Below are 23,143 nucleotides of genomic sequence, written 5' to 3' on the forward strand. Positions count from 1 at the left end.
TTTTTGGGGTGTGGGGGGGGGGGGGGGGGGCGGGGGGGGGGGGGGGGGGGGGGGGGGGGGGGCCCCCCCCCCCCCCCCCCCCCCGCCCCTCAGTGCTGTGCCGCTGCCTCCTACAGGAAGGAGTTGATCTCGATCGTCTCGGTGCGGCCGGGGCCGACACCGATCGCGGAGATCGGGGCGCCCGACATCTCCTCCAGCGCCTTCACGTAGTTCTGCGCGTTCTTCGGCAGGTCGGCGAAGGTCTTGGCCTTGGTGATGTCCTCGGACCAGCCCGGCAGGGTTTCGTAGATCGGCTTCGCGTGGTGGAAGTCGGTCTGCGAGTAGGGCAGCTCCTCGACGCGCTTGCCGTCGATCTCGTACGCGACGCAGACCGGGATCTCCTCCCAGCCGGTCAGCACGTCGAGCTTGGTGAGGAAGAAGTCCGTCAGGCCGTTGACGCGGGTCGCGTAGCGGGCGATCGGGGCGTCGAACCAGCCGCAGCGGCGGTCGCGGCCGGTGGTCACGCCGCGCTCGCCGCCGATGCGGCGCAGCGCCTCGCCGTCCTCGTCGAACAGCTCGGTCGGGAACGGGCCGGCGCCGACGCGGGTCGTGTACGCCTTGAGGATGCCGATGACGCGGCTGATCTTCGTCGGGCCCACGCCGGTGCCGGTGCAGGCGCCGCCGGCGGTCGGGTTCGAGGAGGTGACGAAGGGGTACGTCCCGTGGTCGACGTCGAGCAGGGTGCCCTGGCCGCCCTCGAAGAGCACGACCTTGTCCTCGTCCAGCGCGTTGTTGAGGATCAGGGTGGTGTCGGCGACGTAGGGCTTGATCTGCTCCGCGTACTGGAGCATCTCCTCCACGATCGCGCCGACCTCGATCGCGCGGCGGTTGTAGAGCTTGGCGAGCAGCTGGTTCTTGTTCTCCAGCGCCGCCTCGACCTTCTGGGTGAGGATCGACTCGTCGTACAGGTCCTGGACGCGGATGCCGACGCGGTTGATCTTGTCCGCGTAGGTCGGGCCGATGCCGCGGCCGGTCGTACCGATCTTGCGCTTGCCGAGGAAACGCTCGCCGACCTTGTCGAGGGTGACGTTGTACGGCGTGATCAGGTGCGCGTTGCCGCTGATGAGCAGCTTGGAGGTGTCGATGCCGCGCTCGTTCAGGCCGCGCAGCTCGGAGAGCAGGACGGCCGGGTCGACGACGACACCGTTGCCGATGACCGGGGTGCATCCGGGGGAGAGGATGCCGGAGGGGAGAAGGTGCAGCGCGTACTTCTGGTCGCCTACGACGACCGTGTGGCCGGCGTTGTTGCCGCCCTGGTAGCGCACCACATAGTCAACGGATCCACCGAGCAGGTCGGTGGCCTTTCCCTTGCCCTCGTCACCCCACTGAGCTCCGAGCAGCACAAGAGCGGGCACAGGCGTACACCTCTTCCGGATGGGGCATGTCCAAGGTCAGGGGGCGTACGACGATGTACACCGCAGGCTGAGCCGTCGGACCGGTACCCCGGAATAGACGAAGGCCCTGGCGCAATAGCGCAAGGGCCTCTTGCACAAAGATGCTACCCGAGGAAGGACCGAGGTGTCGGCTCCAGAGCCCACCATGAGCCATGCGGGCGCGCCGGTAGGCGGTCTGCTCGTGCTCGTCGACCCGGTCGCCCGCCGTCTTGACGGCGAGTCCGTGCGCATCGCGAAGGATGTGTTGTCAGCCGGGGCCGCGGCGAAAATCTGCCTTCCGGACTCGCGGGAGGAATTCGCGCGGGCGCTGGCCCGCCGGGGGCATCGGAGGCTGGTGGTGGTGGGGGACGACGGCGCCCTGGTGCGGGCCGTGGGGCTGCTGCACCGGGAACCGGGGGCGGCGTCCTCGTCGGCGGAGGGGGCGGTGGCGCTGGTGCCGGTGGGGCCCGTGGGCTCGTTGGCGCTGGCGCGTTCCCTGGGGGTGCCGCTGTCTCCGGTCTTCGCGGCGCGGGCGGCGCTGGACGGGGTGACACGGCCGCGTGACCTGCTGGTGGACGACTGCGGCGGGGTGGTGCTGGGCGGGCTGCGGATCGCCGCGCCGCTCGTGCCGTCGCTGCGGCGGGCCGGGGGGTACCGGTCGCTGCTGCGGACCCTGCTGCCGGCTCCGGCGGCGGCGCCGGGCGGGGGCGGGCCGGTGCAGCGGCTGCGGGTGGAGGTCGACGGGGTGGTGCTGGTGGACGAGGACCGGCTGGTGGAGGACGTGGCGGTGCGGACCTGGGAGGACGGCGGGCCGGCGCGGGTGGTGGTCCGGCTCGCGGGCGGGGCGCCGCTTTCGGGCTGTGGGGAGGCGGTGACGGTGTCCGTGACCGGGCCCGGGGCGGACTTCGCCTACCGCGCCGACCATGCCCCGGCCGGCGCCCCGGCCCGCCGCCGCACCTGGACCCGCCACCCGGCCGCCTGGTCCCTGACCCTCCCCCGGACCTGACGGCCCTGACGGCCCGCCGCCTTCGCCGTGGCCTGGCCGTGGCCTTGCGAGGGCCTGGCCGTGGTCTTGCTGTGGCTGCCGCTCAGAACTCGACGAGCAGCTCCCGCAGGCCCCGGATGACGTAGCCGTCCTGCCACCGCGGCTCCCGCACGAGCCGCAGGGGCGGGACCTTCTCGTCCAGCAGCGCCGCGAAGGAGGAGGCCAGCTCCAGGCGGGCCAGCGGGGCGCCCAGGCAGTAGTGGATGCCGGCGCCGAAGGACAGGTGCGGGTTGTCGGCCCGTGCGAGGTCCAGCGTGTCCGGGTCCGTGAAGCGGGCGGGGTCCCGGTTGGCGGATCCGAAGAGCAGGGCGATCTCGGCGCCGCGCGGGATGAGCGTGTCCCCCAGTTCGATGTCGTCGAGGACCCAGCGCTCGAACATCTGGAGGGGTGTGTCGTAGCGCAGAAGTTCATCCACAGTTGTGGACAACTTTTCGGGACCGGGAGATCCGGGGAGCGCGCGCAGCCCGGCGAGCTGCTCCGGATTGCGGAAGAGGGCCCACCAGCCGTTGACGGTGGTGTTGACCGTCGCCTCGTGCCCGGCGTTCAGCAGGAGGACACAGGTGGAGATCATCTCCTGCTCGCTGAGCCGGCCTCCCTCGTCGTGGGCGGCGATCATGGCCGAGATCAGATCCGAGCCGGGGCTGCGGCGCCGCTCGGCGATCAGCTCCCGCAGGTAGGCGCTGAACTCCACACTGGCGGCCACCGCCCTGCGCACGGTCTCCGCGTCCGGCCGGAGCTCGAACATGCCGCAGATGGCCGACGACCAGGGCCGCAGCAGCCCCCGGTCCGCCTCCGGGATCCCCAGCAGCTCCGCGATCACCGCGACCGGCAGCGGTTCGGCGACGGCGGTGAGCAGGTCCCCGCCCCCGTCGGCCAGCAGCCCGGCCACCAGCTCCCGCGCCAGCCGCTCCACGGCGGGCGCGAGCCGCTCGACCGTACGCGGGGTGAACGCCTTCGACACCAGCCGCCGCACCCGCCCGTGCGCGGGATCCTCCAGATCCAGCAGGCCGTTGCCGTTGAGCACATGGAACGGCTCGTGCTCCGCCGGCGGGGCATCGCGCCCGAACTCCTCGTGGCTGAAGCGGTGCAGGTACGTCCGCCCCAGCCGCCGGTCCCGCAGCAGCGCGCTCACATCGGCGTAGTGCGACACCAGCCACTGCCCGGTCGCCGGCGACCACTCGGCCCGCCCCCGTTCCCGCAACTCCCGGTAGGCGGGGTACGGATCGGCGACGAAGCCGGCATCCCACGGATCAAAACCCATCCCTGCACCCTAAGCGGGCGTCACCAGCCGTGTCTCGTAGGCGTACACCGCCGCCTGCGTCCGGTCCCGCAGCCCCAGTTTCACCAGGATGCGGCTCACATGGGTCTTGACCGTGGACTCCGCGACCAGCAGGCGGTCGGCCATCTCCGCGTTGGACAGCCCCTGCGCGATCAGTACCAGCACCTCCGTCTCCCGCTCCGTCAACTCCCCTATGCCCGCCGGGTCGCGGGTGCGGTTCACCTCCGCCAGCTTCGAGAACTCCACGATCAGCCGCTTCGTCACCGAAGGGGCCAGCAGCGCCTCCCCGGCGGCCACCACCCGCACCCCCTCGGCCAGCTGCCGGGCGGAGGCGTCCTTCAGCAGGAACCCCGACGCCCCCGCCCGCAGCGCCTGGTACACGTACTCGTCGAGGTCGAAGGTCGTCAGGACCAGCACCTTCGCGTCCGTGTCGGCCGCCACGATGTGCCGCGTGGCCTCCAGCCCGTTCATCTCCGGCATCCGGATGTCCATCAGCACTACGTCCGGCCGCAGCGCAGCCACCTGCGCGAGGGCCTGCCGCCCGTCGACCGCCTCGCCGACGACCTCGATGCCCTCCATCGCGTTCAGCAGGACGGAGAAACCCTCGCGGACCATCATCTGGTCGTCGACGATCAGCACCCTGATGGTCATGCCGGCGCCTCCTCGGCCACCGGCCGGCTGCGCACCGGTATGAACACGGCCACCTCGTACCCGCCGCCGGCCCTCTCCCCCGCCGTCATCTCCCCCTCCAGCATGGCGACCCGCTCGCGCATCCCGGTGATCCCGTGCCCGGCGCCCGGCGAGGGCCGCACATCACCGACCGCCGGGCCGTTGACCACCCGTATCCCCAACCCGCCCAGGACGTACGAGATCTCCACCCCGGCCTCCGCCCCCGGGGAGTGCCGCAGGCTGTTGCTCAGCGCCTCCTGCACGATCCGGTACGCCGACAGCTCCACGCCCTGCGGCAGCTCGCGCACCGCCCCCGTGACCGTCTTCTCCACCCTCAGCCCCGCCTCCCGCACATTGGCCAGCAGCCCCTCCAGGGACGCCAGCGTCGGCTGCGGCGCCTCGGGCGCCTCGTAGTCGGCGGAGCGGACCACGCCCAGCACCCGGCGCAGCTCCGTCAGCGCCGCCACCGCGTTCTCCCGGATGGTCGCGAAGGCCGCCTCCAGCTCCGGCGGCGGATTCTTCACCCGGTACGGGGCAGCCTCCGCCTGGATCGCCACCACCGACATGTGGTGGGCGACCACGTCATGGAGCTCGCGCGCGATGGTCGTCCGCTCCTCCAGCAAGGTCCGCCGGTCCCGCTCGACGGCCGTCACCTCCTGCTGTGCGGTGACCTCCTGCTTCGCCTCCCGGCGGGTGTTGCGCACGGTCACCGCCAGCAGCGCCACCGCCGAGGCGACCGCCATCGGCGCCGGCTGCACCGAGCCCGCCGAGCCGACGAGGACCGGCAGGGCCGTCCCGAACACCAGCGTGATGACCCACATCCACCCGGCGACCCGGGGCCGGGTCCGCATCGCCACGAAAGCCATGACGGCGAGATGGCCCATGAAGGTGGCCGGAGCCCACGGCCAGACCATGATCTGGTCGTGGAGCACGGCGAGCACCGCGGTGGCCGCCAGGGACGCCCAGAACGCCCCCACCGGTCGCACCAGGGTCATCAGCACCGGCGTCGCCGCCAGCACGCCGATCACCAGGGCCTGCACCGGGGGCATCCCGTTGAAGTGGGCGGTGTTGCCGAGCAGGAAGACGAAGAACGCCACCGCTGCCACCGCCGCGTGCGGCAGGAAGGCCGCCTTCGGCCGTATCCGCCGCGGCAGTAGCCGGGGCAGTCGGCCGTCCGTCCGCATCGGGGCGAGCGGACGGTAGGCGAAGGCATCGGTGAGCAGGTCGTCCCGCAGGCTCTCGATCAAGCCTGTAGCCAGCCGCAGTTCGGGAGGCCGGGGGGTCGCCCCGGTGGTCGTCTCGGTCATGTCCTCACGGTAGGCCGCGGCCTGGTTCGTCCGCGTCGCCGCTGAAGGGGATATCCGGGGGTCCCTCTCAGGTACTACACGGGCCCCTCAGTAGCCCGTCGGACGGATCAGCCCCGTCTCGTACGCGAACACCGCCGCCTGCGTCCGGTCCCGCAGGCCCAGCTTCACCAGGATCCGGCCCACATGCGTCTTCACCGTCTGCTCCGCCAGCACCAGATGCTCCGCGATCTCCGCGTTGGACAGCCCCTGCGCGATCAGCGACAGCACCTCCGTCTCCCGTTCCGTCAGATCCTTCAGCCGTGCCCTGGACGGCGCGCGCGGGGCTCCCAGCCGCGAGAACTCGGTGATCAGCCGCTTGGTGATGTTCGGCGACAGCAGCGCCTCGCCGGCGGCCACCACCCGCACCGCCTCGGCCAGCTGATCGGCCGAGGCGTCCTTGAGCAGGAACCCGGAGGCACCGGCGCGCAGCGCCTCGTACACGTACTCGTCCAGGTCGAAGGTGGTGAGTACTAGCACCTTCGCGGCGCAGTCCGGCGTCCCCGAGATGACGGAGGTGGCCTCGATGCCGCCCATCCCGGGCATGCGGATGTCCATCAGGACCACATCCGGCCCCAGTTCCGCGACCTTCGCCACGGCATCGGCCCCGTCGACGGCCTGGCCGACCACCTCGATGTCGGGCTGGGCGTTCAGCAGCACGGTGAACCCCTGCCGGACCATCATCTGGTCATCGGCGATCATCACCCGGATCGGAGTGCTCATCAGTCCTTCTTCGTCTCGGAGGGGGACCGGCCGGGCGGGTCCATGGGAAGGACGGCGCGCACCTCGTACCCGCCGCCGGGGCGGGGGCCGGCGGCCAGTTCGCCCCCCAGCATGCCCGCCCGTTCGCGCATCCCGAGCAGCCCGTGCCCGGCGCCCGGCGAGGGCGGGGCCGGCCGGGTCGGGGCCGAGTTCGCCACGCACAGGTGCAGTTCGCGCGGCCCGTACGCGATGCCGACCTCCACCCGGGAACCGGGGGCGTGCCGAAGGCAGTTGCTCAGCGCCTCCTGCACGATCCGGTACGCGGTGAGCTCGACGCCCGGGGTCAGCGCCCGCCGGACACCGGCCACCTCGGTGGTGACCTCCAGTCCGGCGCCGCGCACGTTGTCCACCAGCCCGTCCAGCTCGGCGAGGGTCGGCTGGGGATGGTGGGGGGCGGCCGGGTCGCCGGGATGCTCGGAGCGCAGCACGCCGAGCACCCGGCGCAGTTCCGTCAGGGCCTCCAGGGCGTTCTCCCGGATGCCCGCCAGGTTCTCCTTCAGCTCCTCGGACGGGTTCTCGACCAGATGCGGGGCGACCTGCGCCTGGATGGAGATCACCGACATGTGGTGGGCGACCACGTCGTGCAGCTCGCGGGCGATCCGGCTGCGCTCCTCCAGCACCGTCCGCCGGGCCCGCTCCTCCTCCGTCAGGTTCTCCTGCGCGACGAGCTGGCTGCGGGCCAGCCGCGTCGCCCGCAGCGCGTACCCGAGGAGCCCGGCGAAGCCGAACACCAGCAGCGCCCCCATCGAGCCGCTCCGGCTGTGCTCGGGCCTGAAGAACGCCTCGGCCACGCCGGTGCAGGCCAGAGTGATCCCGATGACCAGGGCCGTCACCTTCGGCGGTACGCGCAGCGCCACGAGCAGGATCAGGGGCGCGAAGGCGAACGGCCCCATCGGCGTCCAGGGCCAGGTCTGCCCCGGTCCGACCGTGCCGCGGATCGTCACGGCGACGAACCCGGCGGTCAGCAGGCCGAGCCACCACGCGGCGAGGGGCCGGAAGAGGGCGGCCACGATGGAGAAGCCGGTGAGGAGGGCGAGGACGACGATGCTCGGATCGTGCACGTCGTAGTGGTCCTGGAGCTGAACGGGCGTCATGAACCCGAAGAAGACGGCCGCGTACCCGACCAGCGCGTGCGGCAGCCGGGCCAGCCAGCGGGGCCGCTTCATCGGCGGCAGCGGATCCCGCCCGAAGGTGAACAGCTGCCGGACCACACCCCTCGGGGCGGCGCCGTCCCGCTCGGGGGCCGGAACCGGGACCGCGGGCTCGCTCTTCTTGGTCACGCCGCCCACCCTAGGCACGCAAGATCACCGCCGGGGACTCAGCCCGTCCGCTGCCGGTGCCCCGGGCGTCTTCCAGGTGACGGACCGCGCCGGAGGCCGTACGACCGGCCGCCCGGGGCCGGGGCGGGGGCTGCTCGTGGACACGGAACGCCGCCCAGCAGACGGCCAGGACAACCGCGAACACCGGCAGCCACAGCAGCCGGGCGGCGATCCACACCACCGAGTCGGGCTCCGTGTGCAGCCCGGGCAGATCGGCGGAGACCAGCAGCCCGAGGGCGGTGACCGCCATCATCGAGGTCTGGTGCCACAGGAACACCGTCATCGCCGAAAGGTTCAGCAGCGCCACCTTCGCCCAGGTCCGGGGCCGGCGCATCGCCCGGGCCAGCGGCTCGCGCACCCACAGGGCCAGCCCGCACTGGGCCAGACCGAACGCGACGGCGGCCAGCGTCGGCGGGTTCAGGTTCGATATCGCCGAACCCGGCACCCCCACCATGGAGGCCGGGTACCCGCCCCAGAGGACCAGCGCGACGGTGGCCGCCGCACCCCCGCCCAGCAGGAACAGGGCCGGACGCCGCCGCGTGAACGCACCCCGGGCCCAGGCGGCCCCCAGCGTGTAAGGGACGAGCCAGCCGGCGGCCACGTTGACCCAGCCGGCCCCCTGCGGGCCGCCGAAGCCGAACCGCCAGGCATCGACCCCCGCCACCACGGCCAGCGGCCATACCGGGCTGAGCCGGGCCACCAGCGGGGTCGAGGCGGTGAGCGCCGAGAACACCAGCAGGAACCACAGCGGGGACCACACGAGCTTGAGCAGGGTCAGCACGGTGTCCCACCCGGCCCCGCCCAGCAGCAGCCCGCCCGCCACGACCGCCCACAGCGCGACCACCGCCGCCACGGGACGGAACAGCCGGCCCAGCCTCTGCCCGACCCACGCCCCGTACGGGACCCCGCGCGCCCGCGCCGAGGCGTACCCCTGGGCCGCCATATGTCCGCCGACCAGGAAGAACACGGCCAGCGTCTGGAACACCCAGGTCACCGGCGCAAGCCAGGGCATCTGCTTCAGCGGACTCGTACCGCTCAGGGCGCCGTCGCCCGCCGTCAGGGCGGTGACCAGCCAGTGCCCGAGCACCACGCCGAGTATCGCGAAGGCCCTCAGGGCGTCCACGCCCCGGTCCCGCCCGGCCGGGGTCGCCCGGTCGACGCGGTCCGCGAGCGCGGCCCAGCGGCCCTGTACCTCAAGCATGCGGAACCTCCGTAGCGCCGAGGACGATGCGGGCCAGGCTGTCGAGGGAGGCGGTGCCCGGCTTGAGGTAGTCGCTGTGCCCGGCGGTGCCCGCGGCGAACACCCGGGCGCCAAAGGCCGGATCCACCGGGTCGGTCCCGAACCCGACTCCGCCGAGCCGGACATGGGGCACACCCCCGATCCAGTCCTCGCTGCCCCGGCCGGCCCACACCCGGGCGTGGGTCGGCAGTGCGGCGGCGGAGTCCGCCCCCGTGCCCGGGCTGCCGAACAGGGCCATGTCCGTCACCCCGGGGCCGGTGGCCGTGCGGGCACAGACCACGGAGCCGTACGAGTGGCAGAGCAGTGATATCCGCGCCCCGGCCGGGGCGAGCCCCCGCAACCGGTCCAGGAACGGCCCCAGTTCGGCGGCGGCCCGGTCGGCCCGGTCGGCGGTCAGCACGGTGGTGCTGACGGTGCCCGGGGTGTCGTACCCGAGCCAGGCGACCACCGCGGAGTGCGGGTGCTGTTCCCCCAGCCGCCGCTGGAGGCTGATCGCCCCGTCGCGAAAGCGCTGGTAGGTGTCGAGGGTCGTATCGGAGCCGGGTACCAGCACCGCTATCCGGTCGGCGGTGCTCAGATCGCCGAACACCTCGACGGCCCGGCCTCTGCCGCGCCCGTCGAAGGAGAGGAACTGGGCTCCCGCCGCCCCCGCCGCCGCCATCTCCCGTAGCTTCGCCGCGCGCCCGCTCCGGCCCGCCTCCTCGGCGGTCCGGGCCGACGCGGTGAGATTGGCGAGGTTGGCGGCATAGCGCTCCTGTGGTCCGGCGGAGGCGTCGAGCACCGCCGGCGCGGGCGCCGGGACCTGGGGGGAGGCGGCGGCGGACACGGGGACGACCACGGCCGTCGCGACGAGCCCGGCCAGCAGCGTGCGCCGGAGCCGGCCCCGCCGGCCATGGCTCCCGCCGCTGCTCCCGCTCCCACTGCCGCCGGTGCCGGTGCCGGTGCCGGTGCCGTTGTGGTTGCCGCTGCCCCTCGTGATGGTGGAATTTCCGGTCATGGCGGTGCCCCCCGTGCTTCGCTCCCCGTCGGGCACTCGCCCGCTCCGGTATCGAAGGTAGGAATCCGCACCCCTGGTCGGCGTCCCGCTACGGAGCGGCCTTCGGAGATGGCTCTCAGGTATGACATCCCCTACCTGAGAGCCAGCCGACCAGCCTGTCGGCGAGCCGCCCCGTCGCCCCGGCCCGCCGCCCCATCGCCCTGGCCCGCCGCCCGGCAGCCCCGGACAACCGCTCGGCTAGGGTCCGTCAATGATCGAAAACGACTGGCGGCACGACCGCATCGGCAGCGCCCACCGGGGCCAGAACCCCACCGTCCTGCGCCGCCTCGGCGCCGGCTTCGCCGCGATCGGGGACCGGCAGTTCCTCCCCGGATACTCCGTCCTGCTGGCCGACGACCCCGCCGTGACCCGCCTCTCGGACCTCCCGCCGACCCGCCGCACCGCCTACCTCACCGACCTGGAGCGGCTCGCCGAGGCCGTCGAGCGTGCCTGCGCGCGCCTGGACCCGGCGTTCCGCCGCGTGAACATCGAGATCCTGGGCAACACCGACCCGTACCTCCACGCCCACATCTGGCCCCGCTACGACTGGGAGCCCGAACACCTGGTCCGGATGCCGGTCTGGCGCTACACCGACGAGGAGTGCTGGCGCGGCGACCGCCACGCCCTGGCCCCCCGCCACGACGCGATACGCGCCGCCATCACGCACGAGCTGGACCAGCTCACCGGTTGATCGGTTGACGGTGATACCTCAGGACGACCCCGGCTACGACGCCGAGGTCGCCACCCGCACCCCGAAGCCGATCAGGACCACGCCCGTCACCCGGTCCATCGTCCGGCGGACGCGCGGCCGGGCGAAGAAGCGCCGGGCGCGCGACAACACGTAGACGTACGTGCTCAGCCAGGCCAGGGTCAGCAGGACGTGGACCAGGACCAGCAGCGCCATCCCCGCCGCCGGGCGCAGTCCCGGCGGCGCGAGCGTGGGCAGCAGACCCGTGTAGAACACGGCGATCTTCGGGTTGAGGGCATTGCTGACGAGCCCGGTCCGCCAGGCACCACCCCGGTCACCACGCCCGCCGCCCGGGCCCTCCCCCTCCGCCGGTGCCCCCGCCCCCGGTCGGCGCAGCGACTGCACGCCGAGGAAGCACAGGTACGCCGCACCCGCCAGCTTGACCACGAGGTACACCTGCGCCGAGGCGGCGAGCAGCGCCGCCAGCCCGGCCACGGTGAGGGTGCCCCAGAGCAGCAGCCCGGCGGCGATCCCGCCGACGGTGCGCAGCCCGTCGGCCCGTCCCCGCGAGACGGCCCGCCGGGTCACGACGGCCATGTCCGGGCCGGGCACGAGGGTCAGCAGGGCCAGGACCCCGGTCGCCGCTGCGAGTTGCGTGAGCACGCGGCCCAGTCTGCCACCGGGCCCGCCGCGGGACCTGTGGCGTACCCGTCACCCTCCAGCGGGACACGGCGCCCTGTCCAGCGCCGGTCGACCCGTCCCGGCCGGCTAGTCCCGGTCATACGTGAGAGGGGCGCTGGCCGACCCGTCCAGCTCGCGGCGGAGGCTGCCGTCGGGCAGCAGGCGCAGCCGGCTCCAGCCGCCGGGGGTGCAGGTGGGCGGGGCGCCGGAGACGAGGGTGGAGGCACCCAGCTCCACGGGGTCGGGGGCGCTGCGCAGGGTGGCCCGCCAGGAACAGGAGTAGCCGGGGTCCTCGACGCTCAGGGTCATGACGGAATCGCCCACCGCGCCCGGGGTGAGGACGAGGTGCCAGCTGGCGGAGCCGGAGGTGGCGCGCCAGCTGCCGGCGTAGCCGGCGGGGAGCGTGCCCGGCGCTTTGTCTCCGCTTCCCTGCCCGCCGGAAGCGGAAGCGGAAGCGGAAGCGGACCCGGAGCCGCCCGCGCCGGCCGAGGACGCGCCGGAGGACTGGGCCCGGCCGGGGGGCGGGGACGTCCGGCCGGAGTTCATGACCGCGTACACGGTGCCTCCGGCCGCGATCGCCACGACCAGCGCTATCGAGACGAGGAAGGCCGTCGACCCGGCGGCCGGCCGGGGCGCGGGGGCCGGCGCGGACCCGGGAGCGGGCCAGGCGAACTGCGGCGTCAGGTACCCGGGCGGCGGCGACGGGTAGCCGGGCGTCGGGTACCCGGGCGGCGGCTGGTGGCCCGGCGGCGGACCGAAGCGGGGTGCGGCCAGCGTGGCGGCGACGGCGTCCGGAGCGGCGGGCGCCGGGCCGGGGCCGGGGGCGGGGGCCTCGTGCGGGCCGGTGTCCTCGCGGTCGAGGAGACGCACGGCGTGCCGCCCGAGCTGCGCCACGAGCGGTGCCGGAAGCCACGGTTCCAGAGCCCGCCCGTCCGCCACCGTGCCCCCCGCCCCGATCCGCGCCAGGACGGCCGCCGGGTCCGGGCGGGCGGCGGGATCCTTGTGCAGACACTCCGCGACGAGCTCCCGCAGCTCGCCCGGTACGCCGTCCAGCGCGGGTTCCGCTTCGGCGATGCGCAGCAGCAGCCCCGCGGTCCCGCCGGCCTGCCCCGAGTCACCGAAGGGCAGGCGTCCGGTGGCCGCGTACGCCAGGACGGCGCCGAGGCAGAACACGTCGCAGGCCGGGGTGACCATCTCGCCGCGCACCTGCTCCGGGGCCATGAAGCCGGGCGATCCGACGATCTCCCCGGTGCGGGTCATGCCGCCGGTGGGGTCCAGCAGGGGGCGGGCGATGCCGAAGTCGATGACGCGGGGGCCGTCCAGGGTGAGCAGGACGTTGGAGGGCTTCAGGTCGCGGTGGATGAGCCCGGCGCGGTGGATGTCGCGGAGGGCGTGCGCCAGCCCGGCGGCCAGGATCCTCACGGTGCGGGCCGGCAGGGGCCCGAAATCGCCGGCCACCACCTGGTGCAGGCTGGGCCCGGCGACGTAACCGGTGGCGAACCAGGGGACGGCCGCCTCGGTGTCGGCGTCGAGGACGGGGGCGGTCCAGGCGCCGCCGACGCGCCGGGCGGCGGCGACCTCCTGGCGGAACCGGGAGCGGAACTCCTCGTGGGCGGCGAGGCCGGGATGGACGAGCTTGACCGCGACGGTGCGGCCCCGGTCGGAGCGGGCGAGGTAGACCTGCCCCATGCCGCCGGCCCCGAGCCGGGACAGCAGGCGGTACGGGCCGATGCGGTGCGGGTCGGACGGGTGCAGCTGCTCCATCGCCGGGTGGATCCCTTCCCCCTGAGCCTGCCGGACGGCCCGAGCGTAGCCCTGGCGCGGCACCCGGGGGGAGGACTCCGGTACCCAGGTAACCTCCCGGGGGTGGTGTGGCCCCTGCGCCCTCCTTCGCGGCCTCCGGAAGCTCCGTCAACGGCCCCCGGCCCCGCACCCCGCCGACTCAACGCGGCGTCAGCCGCCCAAGGTCCCCGATTCCGCTTCCGGTCCCCTCAGCGTCGCCAGCGCCGCCGAGAGCCGTTCCAGTGCCGCGGCCGTTTCGGCGAAGGCGGGCTCGCCCAGGAGGGCTGTCAGGCGGGTGGCGAGTTGTGCGTGCCCCGGGTCGATGCGGGCGATCGCGGCGCGGCCCTCCTCCGTCGGCCGGAGCAGTTTCGCGCGGCGGTGGGCGGGGTTGGGTACGTACTCGGCGAGGCCCTTGGCCACCAGCAGGTCCGCCACGCGCTGCACGCTCTGCCGGGTGATGCCCATCCGGCGGGCGATCCCCGCGACGGGCAGCGGCTCGCTCAGCACCGCGCCCAGCACCTGCCACCGCGCGGCCGTCAGCCCGGCCGGACGGGCCAGTTCCTCGGAGACGGCCAGGAACTGGCCGTTCAGCTGGAACACCCCCAGCGCGGTCCGGCTGAGCAACTCCTGCGCCCCACACAACTCCTGCGCCCCGCGCACCGCCTGCGCCCCACGCGCCCCCTGCGCCGCGCCGTCGCCCGCAACCCCCCGCCCCACCGGCTCAGGCATCGCCGGCTTCGGCCGCCGCCATCAGCACCGGGAACGCACGCGCGTCGGAGTCGTGGAACAGCCGGTACCACGCGTCCAGTACGTCCGGCTTGTACACCCCCAGCCGGGCGAAGACCTCCCGGGCGAAGGCCACCGGCTCCGTCGGGCCCGCCGTGATCAGGTCTCCCGAGGTGACCGCGTCGGCCTCCACGTAGTGCGCGGCGCCCGCGTACCCCGGCTGCGCGGCGAGGTAGGCGGCGGCCGCGCTGGTGTGCGGGCGGTCGTCCAGCAGGCCCTGGCGCGCGAGGCCCGCCGTGGCTCCGCAGATGGCCGCCACGGGCACCCCGGCCGCCAGGAACTCGGCGGCCTTGGCGGCGAAGGCGTCCAGCTCGCTTCCGGTGTCCCACAGCCGCGCGCCCGTGAGGATCAGCAGCGAGGAGTCCTCGGGGCGCAGCTCGGCCAGGGCCAGGTCGGGCTGGATCCGGACGCCGCCCATGGTGGTCACGGGCAGTCCGGCCGCGGGGCCGACCGTGCGGACGCGGTGGCCGCGCTGGGTGAGGTGCGCGGTGGTGTGGCCGGTCTCCCAGTCCGCGTAGGTGTCGTAGACCGCGAGGTGGACGGGTCGGGCGGCGGGAGCGCCGGGAGTACCGCTCATGGGACGCCTCCGGGGTGGGCGGATGGCAGGAGAGGGACACCACCACGCTGCCACCCTTGACAGCATGCTGTCCACGCCAGAAGGGGCAGACAGACTGCCGAGGGCGGCCCCCCACCCCCATACAGTCCGCCGATATCCCTCCCCACCTGCGCACTTCTAGCGTGACGCCATGACCCCTCATGTCACCGGCGCGTCCGTCAAGGCCGCCGACCGCGCTCACGTCTTCCACTCGTGGTCCGCCCAGGCCCTGATCGACCCGCTGGCCGTCGCCGGCGCCGAGGGCTCGTACTTCTGGGACTACGACGGGAACCGTTTCCTCGACTTCTCCTCCCAGCTGGTCAACACCAACATCGGCCACCAGCACCCCAAGGTGGTCGCGGCCGTGCAGGAGCAGGCCGCCCGGCTCTGCACCCTCGCACCCGGTTTCGCCGTCGACGTCCGCTCCGAGGCCGCACGCCTCATCGCCGAGCGCACCCCCGGCGACCTGGACAAGATCTTCTTCACCAACGGCGGCGCCGAGGCCGTGGAGAACGCCGTCCGCATGGCCCGGCTGCACACCGGCCGCCAGAAGGTGCTGTCCGCCTACCGCTCGTACCACGGCGCCACCGCCGCCGCGATCAACCTGACCGGCGACCCGCGCCGCTGGCCCTCCGACACCGCCTCCGCCGGTGTCGTCCACTTCTGGGGCCCGTTCCTCTACCGCTCGCCCTTCCACGCCACCACCGAGGCCGAGGAGTGCGAGCGCGCCCTCGCGCACCTCGCCGACACCCTCGCCTTCGAGGGCCCGCAGTCCGTCGCGGCGGTCATCCTGGAGTCGGTGCCCGGCACCGCCGGGATCATGACCCCGCCCCCCGGCTACCTCGCGGGCGTCCGCGAACTCTGCGACCGCTACGGCATCGTCTTCATCCTCGACGAGGTCATGTCCGGCTTCGGCCGCACCGGCAAGTGGTTCGCCGCCGACCACTGGGACGTCACCCCGGACCTGATCACCTTTGCCAAGGGCGTGAACAGCGGTTACGTGCCGCTCGGCGGCGTCGCCATCTCCGGCGCCATCGCCGAGACCTTCGCCACCCGCCCCTACCCGGGCGGACTGACGTACTCCGGCCACCCGCTGGCCTGCGCCGCCGCCGTCGCCACCCTCAACGCGATGGAGGAGGAGGGCATCGTCGACCACGCCGCCCGGATCGGCGCCGAGGTGATCGGCCCCGGACTCGCCGAGATCGCCGACCGCCACCCGTCGGTCGGCGAGGTGCGGGGGCTGGGCACCTTCTGGGCGGTGGAGCTCGTGAAGGACAAGGAGACGCGGGAGCCCCTCGTCCCCTACAACGCCTCGGGCGCCGACAACGTGCCCATGGCCGAGTTCGCGGCGGCCTGCAAGGCATCCGGCCTGTGGCCGTTCGTCAACATGAACCGGACGCACGTCGTCCCCCCGTGCACCGTCACGGAGGCCGAGGCCAAGGAGGGCCTGGCCCTCCTGGACGAGGCCCTGACGGTCGCCGACCGGCACACGACAGGGGTGTGATCGTCCGCATAACGGTCGGTACCTCCGCATAGCGGAAGTGCATCGATCGGTTTCGGCCGCGCTGCCTGGCCTAAGGTGTCCGACATCTATCGAGGAGACGGACCCCTATGTCAGGCAGCAGCGGCAGCGGCGGAGGTGTCACCCGCAGCACCCTCCGGCAGCAGATCGCGGACGCGCTGCGTGACGAGGTGCTCGCGGGCCGGCTGCCCCCGGGCACCGAGTTCACCGTCAAGCAGATCGCCGAGCAGTACGAGGTCTCCGCGACCCCGGTGCGCGAGGCGCTGGTGGACCTCGCCGCGCAGGGCCTGCTGGAATCGGTCCAGCACCGGGGCTTCCGGGTGCGCGTCTTCTCGGTCGACGACTACCGGGGCATGATCGAGGCCCGGATGCTGATACTCGACGGGATCTTCCGCCGGCTCGTCGAGTGCGGCACCGCCCCCGGCTCCGCCGAGCTCCTGGTGTCCGTGCGCCGCCGCGCGGAGGAGGCGCGGCGGGCCGCGCGCAGCGGTTCGCTCGAAGTGCTGATCGGCTACGACCTGAGGTTCTGGCGGGAGCTCAGCGGGCTGGCCGGCAACACGTACATCACCGAGTTCCTGCACCGGATCCGCGTGCAGTGCTGGGTCTTCTCCGTGCCGCACCTCCAGGGGATGCCCGAGCCGGGGGCCGCGCTGTGGGACGGGCACGGCGAGCTGGTCGACGCCGTGACGCTGGCCGACGCCGAGGCGGTACGCCGCATCGTGCGCGCGTACAACCAGCACGGGCTGGACTGGGCCGCGACCCTCTGAGGCCGGGCGCCCGCACGCAGCCCGTCGCACCAGGTTCTGCGCACCCCTTCGCGGAGCGTGTCCGGCGCATTACGCTGGCGGGATCGGCGGCAACGACTGATCGGAGCCCGCGTGGCCTGTGACCTGTGGCTGGTCCCTCTTGTCGACGTGCTGTGCCACAGCCCCGACAACCCCTTCGCGGAGGAGATCGCCGCGTATGACAAGGCACTGGGCGAGGCGGGTCTGCCCTCGGTGCCCGTGTTCGCCTACATGCCGGGCCTGAGCGGGGACGTGGCCCCGGTGGCCGGTTTCGACTACGACGCCCTGCACTTCCTGCGGCGGGCGTACCTGCTCCAGGTCTGCGGGCTGCCGGTGACGCCGGTGGACGAGCTCGGCGGGGACTACGAGCAGCTGCTGGAGATGTTCGAGTCCACCGCCCAGCAGTCGCACCTGGTGTGGCACTACGACCATGCCGGCGCCTACGTCCCGGTGGACTTCCCCGCGCCGCTGGCCAACGAGGAGCTGCTGGGCGGAGGCGGTCCGCTGGGGTCGGCGCAGGGGCTGCTGCGGGAGCTGGCCTTCGTAGCCCCCGCGATCGGGATAGACCCGATGAACCCGCCCGCCGCACCGGCCCCGCCGGGCGGCCCGACGGCGGTGGAGGAGCCCGCGGGACCGATGCCGTACGACGCGAGCCCCTTCGCGCGGGAGCGGCACGTATGGCTGGGCCTCCACGCGGCCGCCACCCGGAGCCTGGGCCAAGGCTCCATGATCATCTTTAGCTGAGGCGGCCTCCTCAGCGGGGCTGCTCCGGAGGCCGCTGGCGGGGCATGTTCGGCCGGGTTCCCGGCGGGAGGGGGAAGCGGGCCTGGGGCACACCGGGGTCCGGGCGGGCCGGGGCGGCGGCCAGGGACTGCATGGCCAGCGGCGTCGGCCCGGCCCGGAACTCCACCATCCAGTCGGCCGTCTCGGAGCGCACCAGTTCCATGACGTCCTCGGAGAACCGCCGCAGCACCGTCAGACAGCGCTCGGCGGCCTCGCTCGCCGTGCCCTCCGTCGGCCCGAGCACCTCGCGCACGTTCTCCGACGCCCAGTCGAACTGGAGCGTCTGGAGCCTGCGCTGCACCGCCTGCGCCGTCGCCACGTCCCGCATCCAGCCCGAGGTCAGCCCGAAGAACCGGTCGCACGCCAGGCAGGCGGCGGCCAGCAGCAGCGAGAGATAGCCGTACGGGGTCACGCCGGGAGCCGAGCCGGTCAGCTCCAGCAGCGGCATCGCCGCACCCGTGACGGCGCCCACGGCCGCGCCCACCCGCAGGGTCCGGGCGCCCCGCCGCTTCCAGGCCCGGTCCGACAGGTACCACTCGGCGGTGCGCAGCGCGTCGGCCTCCACCCGGCGGTAGAGCTCGTCGAGCCGCTCGGCGGGCTCGCCCCAGTCGCCGAGGGGGAACGGCCGCCCGGTCAGGTCGCCGTCCTCTGCGGGATCCCGGGGTGGCCCCTCGGGCTGCATCTCCGGCTGACTCACCCGGGCACTCCCTCTGCCTGCACTGACGTGTCGTGGTGCGCGTGTGCGCAATGGTGCGCATGCTCTTCCTACCTTCGAATGACACGCGATGGGCGGCGAATCCCCGGTTTTCCGCCCGCACGGAGGTCTCCAGCAGGGACGCGCGCGCCCCCTGTCTCACTCGAAAGAGTTGGTCCTCCCGGCGTAGGGCGCGGTGCGCGGGGAGCACGTAGGCTCGTCAGTGACCGAGCGTTTCCGAGGCCCGCACAGGGCCGAAGCGGCAGATGGAGTGTGTACCCGTGATTCCCGGTGGTGGCCAGCCCAACATGCAGCAGCTGCTCCAGCAGGCCCAGAAGATGCAGCGTGACCTCGCCACGGCCCAGGAGGAACTGGCCCGGACCGAGGTCGAGGGCCAGGCCGGCGGTGGCCTGGTGAAGGCGACGGTCACCGGTTCCGGTGAGCTGCGGGCCCTGGTCATCGACCCGAAGGCCGTGGACCCGGAGGACACCGAGACCCTCGCCGACCTGGTGGTCGCGGCGGTCCAGGCGGCCAACGAGAACGCGCAGGCGCTCCAGCAGCAGAAGCTGGGCCCGCTGGCGCAGGGCCTGGGCGGCGGCGGCAGCGGCATTCCCGGCCTGCCCTTCTAGCCCCTACCCCTTCCGACCCCTTCCCGCCCGGCCCCCGTTCCCTGTAGAACACAGCACCAGAACCGAAAGAAGGCACTCCGTTGTACGAAGGCGTGGTCCAGGACCTGATCGACGAGCTGGGCAGGCTGCCCGGCGTCGGGCCCAAGAGCGCGCAGCGGATCGCCTTCCACATCCTGCAGGCCGAGCCCACCGACGTCCGCCGCCTCGCGCACGCGCTGCTGGAGGTCAAGGAGAAGGTCCGGTTCTGCGCGGTCTGCGGGAACGTGGCGCAGGAGGAGCGGTGCGGCATCTGCCGCGATCCGCGCCGCGACACCACGGTCATCTGTGTGGTGGAGGAGCCGAAGGACGTCGTCGCGATCGAGCGGACCCGCGAGTTCCGGGGCAAGTACCACGTCCTGGGCGGCGCGATCAGCCCGATCGAGGGCGTGGGCCCCGACGACCTGCGCATCCGCGAGCTGCTGGCGCGCCTCGCGGACGGGACGGTCACCGAGCTGATCCTCGCGACCGACCCGAACCTGGAGGGCGAGGCGACCGCGACCTACCTCGCCCGCATGATCAAGCCCATGGGCCTGAAGGTCACCCGCCTGGCCAGCGGGCTCCCCGTCGGGGGAGACCTGGAGTACGCGGACGAGGTCACGCTCGGGCGGGCCTTTGAAGGAAGGCGACTTCTCGATGTCTGACGCAACGCTGCACGCCCTGGGACAGGATCCGGACGACTTCGCCGCCTCGATCGCGGATCAGATCCAGTCCTTCCTCGTCGCGGTCACCGAGGTGGCCAAGGGCGAGGACCCGGACAGCGCCGTGCCCTTCCTGCTCCTGGAGGTGTCCCAGCTGCTGCTGGCGGGCGGCCGGCTGGGCGCGTACCAGGACGTCCTGCCCGAGGAGCGCTACGAGCCCGACCTGGGCCCGGAGCCGGACGTGGACGACCTGCGCGAGCGCTTCGCCGTGATGCTGGAGCCGGTCGACGTCTACTCCGAGGTCTTCGACCCGTACGAGCCGCGCAAGGCCCCCGTCGCGCACCGGATCTCCGACGACCTGGCGGACGTGGTCGCGGACCTGCGGCACGGGCTGATCCACCATGACGCGGGCCGGGTCACGGAGGCGCTGTGGTGGTGGCAGTTCTCGTACTTCACCAACTGGGGGCCGACCGCCTCGGCCACCCTGCGCGCCCTCCAGTCGCTGATCTCGCACGTCCGCCTCGACCAGCCGCTCGCGGCCCTCGACGGTCTGGACACGGACGAGGACCTCGCCGAGGAGGACCTCGTGGAGCAGGCGGGGCAGGTCATGGAGCAGGAACTCGGTAGGCTCGGCCGTAAATAATCCCATCTCATGATGTGGTACGAGGCGGTCGCATCGCGGCCGCTCGTTAGACTGCACCCGCAATGAGACGGACCGAGCGAGGAGCGCACGTGGGCCTTGTCGTGCAGAAGTACGGAGGCTCCTCCGTAGCCGATGCCGAGGGCATCAAGCGCGTCGCCAAGCGGATCGTGGATGCCAAGAAGAACGGCCACCAGGTGGTCGTCGTGGTTTCCGCGATGGGCGACACGACGGACGAGCTGATCGATCTCGCCGAGCAGGTATCGCCGATGCCTGCGGGGCGTGAGTTCGACATGCTCCTGACCGCCGGAGAGCGGATCTCCATGGCCCTGCTGGCCATGGCGATCAAGAACCTGGGCCACGAGGCCCAGTCGTTCACCGGCAGCCAGGCAGGCGTGATCACCGACTCGGTCCACAACAAAGCGCGCATCATCGATGTGACGCCGGGCCGTATCCGCACCGCGCTGGACGAGGGCAACATCGCCATCGTCGCCGGCTTCCAGGGCGTGTCCGCGGACTCCAAGGACATCACCACCCTCGGCCGCGGCGGCTCGGACACCACCGCCGTGGCGCTCGCCGCCGCGCTGGACGCCGAGGTCTGCGAGATCTACACCGATGTCGACGGCGTCTTCACCGCGGACCCCCGCGTCGTGAAGAAGGCCCGGAAGATCGACTGGATCTCCTCCGAGGACATGCTGGAGCTCGCCGCTTCCGGTTCCAAGGTGCTGCTGCACCGCTGCGTGGAGTACGCGCGCCGCTACAACATTCCGATCCACGTCCGTTCGTCCTTCTCCGGACTGCCGGGTACCTGGGTCAGCAACGAAAAGCCCGAGTCGCAAGGGGACGAGCAGGTGGAGCACGCCATCATCTCCGGAGTCGCCCACGACGTCTCCGAAGCCAAGATCACTGTCGTCGGCGTCCCGGACAAGCCGGGCGAGGCCGCGGCCATCTTCCGCGCCATCGCGGATGCCGAGATCAACATCGACATGATCGTCCAGAACGTGTCGGCGGCCTCGACCGGTCTGACGGACATCTCCTTCACCCTCCCCAAGGCCGAGGGCCACAAGGCCATCGACGCCCTGGAGAAGGCGAAGGGGCAGATCGGCTTCGACTCCCTGCGCTACGACGACCAGATCGGCAAGATCTCCCTGGTCGGCGCGGGGATGAAGACCAACCCGGGCGTCACCGCCTCCTTCTTCCAGGCGCTGTCCGACGCGGGCGTCAACATCGAGCTGATCTCCACCTCCGAGATCCGCATCTCGGTGGTGACCCGCCAGGACGACGTCAACGCGGCCGTCATCGCCGTCCACACGGCCTTCGGCCTCGACTCCGACACCGACGAGGCGGTCGTCTACGGAGGCACCGGACGATGAGTCCGCACCGGTCGGCCCCGGCCCCGGCGCTCGCCGTGGTCGGGGCGACCGGGGCGGTCGGATCGATCCTGCTCCAGATCCTGTCCCAGCGGGCGGACGTCTGGGGCGCCATACGCCTGATCGCCTCCCCTCGCTCGGCCGGCCGTGTGCTGGCCGTGCGCGGCGAGGAGACCGAGGTGCTCGCCCTCACCGAGGACGCCTTCGAGGGCCTCGGGACCGGCGATGTCGTGCTCTTCCTCACCCCGGCCGAGGTCTCGGCCCGCTGGGTCCCCGTCGTCACCGCGCGGGGGGCCGTCGCGGTGGACCAGTCCGCCGCCTTCCGGGAGGACCCCGAGGTGCCGCTGGTGGTGCCCGAGGTCAACGCGCACGCCGTACGGAACCGCCCGCGGGGGATCGTCGCGGGCCCCGACTGCGTGACCGCCGCGATGATCGCCGCCCTGGGCGCGCTGCACGCCGAGTACGGGCTGGCGGAGCTCGCCGTCTCCTCGTACCAGGCCGCCAGCCGGGCCGGGCGGGCCGGGGCGGAGGCACTGCGCCGCCAGCTGTCGCTGGTCGCCGGGAGCCCGCTGGGCGAGCAGCCCGGGGATGTGCGCCGCGCCGTGGGCGAGGACACCGGGCCGTTCGCGGCGCCGCTCGCGCTGAACGTCGTGCCCTGGTCCGGGGAGCTGCGCGCCGACGGCTGGTCCTCGCACGAGCTGGCCGTACGGGCGGAGACCCGGCGGATCCTGGGGCTGGCGGCCCTGCCCGTCTCCGTGACCTGCGTCCAGGTCCCCGTGGTCACCGGGCACTCCCTGACCGTGCGCGCCCGCTTCGAGCGGGAGGTGGCCGCCGCGCACGCCCGGGAGATCCTGGAGGCGGCCCCCGGGGTGGTCCTCGTCGACGATCCGGCGGCGGGGGAGTGGCCCACGCCGGCCGACGCCGCCGGGACGGACCCGGCCTGGGTGGGCCGGCTGAGGGGCTCGCTTGACGACCCCAGGGCCCTGGAGTTCTTCGTCTGCGCGGACAATCTCCGCAAGGGCGCGGCCCTCAATGCCGCTCAGATCTCGGAACTGATCGCGGGTGAATTCGCGTAATCCGCTTTGTAGGATCGGCATCGATCCCTTGATCAAGGTGATGGCCCGACCTGCCGCCTGGATGAACGGGGCGATCGGGAAGAGCGGGTACGCATGAAGGCAATGGGGATATTGCTGAATACTCTGCCTCGCGCGTACAACCCTGACCGGGGGACGCGCGTCCAACAGGCGTGGCAGAGGCACTCTTGGATTTCGCCGTCGTACCGGCGCGCGCGGGGACCGTTCCTCCGCGCCGTCGTACCGGCGCATACGGCGGCTTTCCAGTGATCGTGCCCGCCCCGCAGGCCGGCGCACCAGCCGCCGTACCCGCTGTGGGTGCGACCCCGGGCG

23 protein-coding genes are annotated in these 23,143 nt (G+C 73.0%); 10 read left to right on the plus strand and 13 right to left on the minus strand.

All coding sequences use genetic code 11. The features are described 5' to 3' along the window. Positions 1–110: 110 nt before the first annotated feature. Positions 111–1,394, minus strand: coding sequence for an adenylosuccinate synthase (locus ABZ716_RS17660; protein WP_358809560.1), 1,284 nt, complete (start codon positions 1,392–1,394; stop codon positions 111–113). Positions 1,395–1,578: 184 nt separating this feature from the next. Between ABZ716_RS17660 and ABZ716_RS17665 the strand changes: the two genes are divergently transcribed. Continuing rightward, positions 1,579–2,418, plus strand: coding sequence for a diacylglycerol kinase family protein (locus ABZ716_RS17665; protein ID WP_358960050.1), 840 nt, complete (start codon positions 1,579–1,581; stop codon positions 2,416–2,418). 82 nt (positions 2,419–2,500) lie between these two features. Here the strand turns inward: ABZ716_RS17665 and ABZ716_RS17670 are convergent, their stop codons facing one another. From ABZ716_RS17670 to ABZ716_RS17700, 7 genes are all read right to left on the minus strand, one after another. After that, positions 2,501–3,718, minus strand: coding sequence for a cytochrome P450 (locus ABZ716_RS17670; protein ID WP_358959862.1), 1,218 nt, complete (start codon positions 3,716–3,718; stop codon positions 2,501–2,503). A 9-nt stretch (positions 3,719–3,727) separates the two neighbouring features. Next, positions 3,728–4,387, minus strand: coding sequence for a response regulator transcription factor (locus ABZ716_RS17675; RefSeq protein WP_358959865.1), 660 nt, complete (start codon positions 4,385–4,387; stop codon positions 3,728–3,730). After that, positions 4,384–5,712, minus strand: a complete 1,329-nt coding sequence (locus tag ABZ716_RS17680; protein WP_358959867.1) for a histidine kinase — start codon at positions 5,710–5,712, stop codon at positions 4,384–4,386. Before ABZ716_RS17680 ends, ABZ716_RS17675 begins: the two co-directional genes overlap by 4 nt. Before the next feature lie 87 nt (positions 5,713–5,799). Next, positions 5,800–6,471: a response regulator transcription factor gene (locus tag ABZ716_RS17685; protein WP_358809556.1), complete on the minus strand. Its 672-nt coding sequence runs from the start codon at positions 6,469–6,471 to the stop codon at positions 5,800–5,802. Then, complete coding sequence (locus tag ABZ716_RS17690; protein ID WP_358959870.1) at positions 6,471–7,790, minus strand: sensor histidine kinase; 1,320 nt, start codon at positions 7,788–7,790, stop codon at positions 6,471–6,473. Before ABZ716_RS17690 ends, ABZ716_RS17685 begins: the two co-directional genes overlap by 1 nt. Before the next feature lie 10 nt (positions 7,791–7,800). Further along, entirely contained in the window at positions 7,801–9,030 is a 1,230-nt protein-coding gene (locus tag ABZ716_RS17695) for an acyltransferase (RefSeq protein WP_358959873.1), read from the minus strand. Next, positions 9,023–10,066, minus strand: a complete 1,044-nt coding sequence (locus ABZ716_RS17700; RefSeq protein WP_358959876.1) for an alpha/beta hydrolase — start codon at positions 10,064–10,066, stop codon at positions 9,023–9,025. Before ABZ716_RS17700 ends, ABZ716_RS17695 begins: the two co-directional genes overlap by 8 nt. A gap of 253 nt (positions 10,067–10,319) precedes the next feature. Here ABZ716_RS17700 and ABZ716_RS17705 point away from each other — a divergent pair, with 253 nt between their 5' ends. Next, positions 10,320–10,796 carry a diadenosine tetraphosphate hydrolase gene (locus ABZ716_RS17705; RefSeq protein WP_358960052.1) on the plus strand — a complete coding sequence of 159 codons (477 nt, stop codon included), beginning with the start codon at positions 10,320–10,322 and terminating at the stop codon, positions 10,794–10,796. 33 nt (positions 10,797–10,829) lie between these two features. Here ABZ716_RS17705 and ABZ716_RS17710 read toward each other — a convergent pair whose 3' ends face one another. The 4 genes from ABZ716_RS17710 to ABZ716_RS17725 all read right to left on the minus strand — a co-directional run bounded on the left by ABZ716_RS17710 (position 10,830) and on the right by ABZ716_RS17725 (position 14,619). After that, on the minus strand, positions 10,830–11,456 hold the full coding sequence (locus tag ABZ716_RS17710; RefSeq protein WP_358809552.1) for a LysE family translocator: 627 nt from the start codon (positions 11,454–11,456) through the stop codon (positions 10,830–10,832). 105 nt (positions 11,457–11,561) lie between these two features. Beyond that, positions 11,562–13,238, minus strand: a complete 1,677-nt coding sequence (locus tag ABZ716_RS17715; RefSeq protein WP_358959879.1) for a serine/threonine-protein kinase — start codon at positions 13,236–13,238, stop codon at positions 11,562–11,564. Positions 13,239–13,427: 189 nt separating this feature from the next. Further along, positions 13,428–13,985: a MarR family transcriptional regulator gene (locus ABZ716_RS17720; protein WP_358959882.1), complete on the minus strand. Its 558-nt coding sequence runs from the start codon at positions 13,983–13,985 to the stop codon at positions 13,428–13,430. Beyond that, a complete protein-coding gene (locus ABZ716_RS17725; protein ID WP_358959884.1) occupies positions 13,978–14,619 on the minus strand; it encodes a DJ-1/PfpI family protein in 642 nt (213 codons plus the stop codon). The genes ABZ716_RS17720 and ABZ716_RS17725 overlap by 8 nt, the downstream gene beginning before the upstream one ends. Positions 14,620–14,788: 169 nt before the next feature. On the opposite strand from ABZ716_RS17725, the gene ABZ716_RS17730 reads away from it, so the two are divergent. From ABZ716_RS17730 to ABZ716_RS17740, 3 genes are all read left to right on the plus strand, one after another. Then, a complete protein-coding gene (locus ABZ716_RS17730) occupies positions 14,789–16,141 on the plus strand; it encodes an aspartate aminotransferase family protein (protein WP_358809548.1) in 1,353 nt (450 codons plus the stop codon). 107 nt (positions 16,142–16,248) lie between these two features. Beyond that, positions 16,249–16,926, plus strand: a complete 678-nt coding sequence (locus tag ABZ716_RS17735) for a GntR family transcriptional regulator (protein WP_358959887.1) — start codon at positions 16,249–16,251, stop codon at positions 16,924–16,926. A 111-nt stretch (positions 16,927–17,037) separates the two neighbouring features. After that, positions 17,038–17,688, plus strand: a complete 651-nt coding sequence (locus tag ABZ716_RS17740; protein WP_358809546.1) for a hypothetical protein — start codon at positions 17,038–17,040, stop codon at positions 17,686–17,688. 10 nt (positions 17,689–17,698) lie between these two features. Here ABZ716_RS17740 and ABZ716_RS17745 read toward each other — a convergent pair whose 3' ends face one another. After that, positions 17,699–18,424 (minus strand): SLATT domain-containing protein, encoded by a 726-nt coding sequence (locus ABZ716_RS17745; protein WP_358809545.1) that lies wholly within the window; start codon positions 18,422–18,424, stop codon positions 17,699–17,701. Positions 18,425–18,702: 278 nt separating this feature from the next. On the opposite strand from ABZ716_RS17745, the gene ABZ716_RS17750 reads away from it, so the two are divergent. The 5 genes from ABZ716_RS17750 (at position 18,703) to ABZ716_RS17770 (ending at position 22,813) form a co-directional block, all read left to right on the plus strand. Next, positions 18,703–19,050, plus strand: coding sequence for a YbaB/EbfC family nucleoid-associated protein (locus ABZ716_RS17750; RefSeq protein WP_358809544.1), 348 nt, complete (start codon positions 18,703–18,705; stop codon positions 19,048–19,050). 80 nt (positions 19,051–19,130) lie between these two features. Beyond that, positions 19,131–19,730 carry a recombination mediator RecR gene (gene recR / locus ABZ716_RS17755; protein WP_351887389.1) on the plus strand — a complete coding sequence of 200 codons (600 nt, stop codon included), beginning with the start codon at positions 19,131–19,133 and terminating at the stop codon, positions 19,728–19,730. Further along, complete coding sequence (locus ABZ716_RS17760; RefSeq protein WP_351887386.1) at positions 19,723–20,370, plus strand: DUF5063 domain-containing protein; 648 nt, start codon at positions 19,723–19,725, stop codon at positions 20,368–20,370. The genes recR and ABZ716_RS17760 overlap by 8 nt, the downstream gene beginning before the upstream one ends. Positions 20,371–20,459: 89 nt before the next feature. Further along, complete coding sequence (locus ABZ716_RS17765; protein WP_358809543.1) at positions 20,460–21,740, plus strand: aspartate kinase; 1,281 nt, start codon at positions 20,460–20,462, stop codon at positions 21,738–21,740. Then, on the plus strand, positions 21,737–22,813 hold the full coding sequence (locus ABZ716_RS17770) for an aspartate-semialdehyde dehydrogenase (protein ID WP_358809542.1): 1,077 nt from the start codon (positions 21,737–21,739) through the stop codon (positions 22,811–22,813). Before ABZ716_RS17765 ends, ABZ716_RS17770 begins: the two co-directional genes overlap by 4 nt. Positions 22,814–23,143: the final 330 nt, after the last annotated feature.

It is taken from the genome of Streptomyces sp. NPDC006687 (assembly GCF_040636215.1).
Lineage (GTDB): Bacteria > Actinomycetota > Actinomycetes > Streptomycetales > Streptomycetaceae > Streptomyces.

Coding starts and splice junctions, on each gene's coding strand:
- ABZ716_RS17665 (WP_358960050.1), top strand. CDS start 1,579: ATGAGCCATGCGGGCGCGCCGGTAGGCGGTCTGCTCGTGCTCGTCGAC.
- ABZ716_RS17670 (WP_358959862.1), bottom strand. CDS start 3,718: ATGGGTTTTGATCCGTGGGATGCCGGCTTCGTCGCCGATCCGTACCCC.
- ABZ716_RS17675 (WP_358959865.1), bottom strand. CDS start 4,387: ATGACCATCAGGGTGCTGATCGTCGACGACCAGATGATGGTCCGCGAG.
- ABZ716_RS17680 (WP_358959867.1), bottom strand. CDS start 5,712: ATGACCGAGACGACCACCGGGGCGACCCCCCGGCCTCCCGAACTGCGG.
- ABZ716_RS17685 (WP_358809556.1), bottom strand. CDS start 6,471: ATGAGCACTCCGATCCGGGTGATGATCGCCGATGACCAGATGATGGTC.
- ABZ716_RS17695 (WP_358959873.1), bottom strand. CDS start 9,030: ATGCTTGAGGTACAGGGCCGCTGGGCCGCGCTCGCGGACCGCGTCGAC.
- ABZ716_RS17700 (WP_358959876.1), bottom strand. CDS start 10,066: ATGACCGGAAATTCCACCATCACGAGGGGCAGCGGCAACCACAACGGC.
- ABZ716_RS17715 (WP_358959879.1), bottom strand. CDS start 13,238: ATGGAGCAGCTGCACCCGTCCGACCCGCACCGCATCGGCCCGTACCGC.
- ABZ716_RS17720 (WP_358959882.1), bottom strand. CDS start 13,985: ATGCCTGAGCCGGTGGGGCGGGGGGTTGCGGGCGACGGCGCGGCGCAG.
- ABZ716_RS17725 (WP_358959884.1), bottom strand. CDS start 14,619: ATGAGCGGTACTCCCGGCGCTCCCGCCGCCCGACCCGTCCACCTCGCG.
- ABZ716_RS17730 (WP_358809548.1), top strand. CDS start 14,789: ATGACCCCTCATGTCACCGGCGCGTCCGTCAAGGCCGCCGACCGCGCT.
- ABZ716_RS17735 (WP_358959887.1), top strand. CDS start 16,249: ATGTCAGGCAGCAGCGGCAGCGGCGGAGGTGTCACCCGCAGCACCCTC.
- ABZ716_RS17760 (WP_351887386.1), top strand. CDS start 19,723: ATGTCTGACGCAACGCTGCACGCCCTGGGACAGGATCCGGACGACTTC.
- ABZ716_RS17770 (WP_358809542.1), top strand. CDS start 21,737: ATGAGTCCGCACCGGTCGGCCCCGGCCCCGGCGCTCGCCGTGGTCGGG.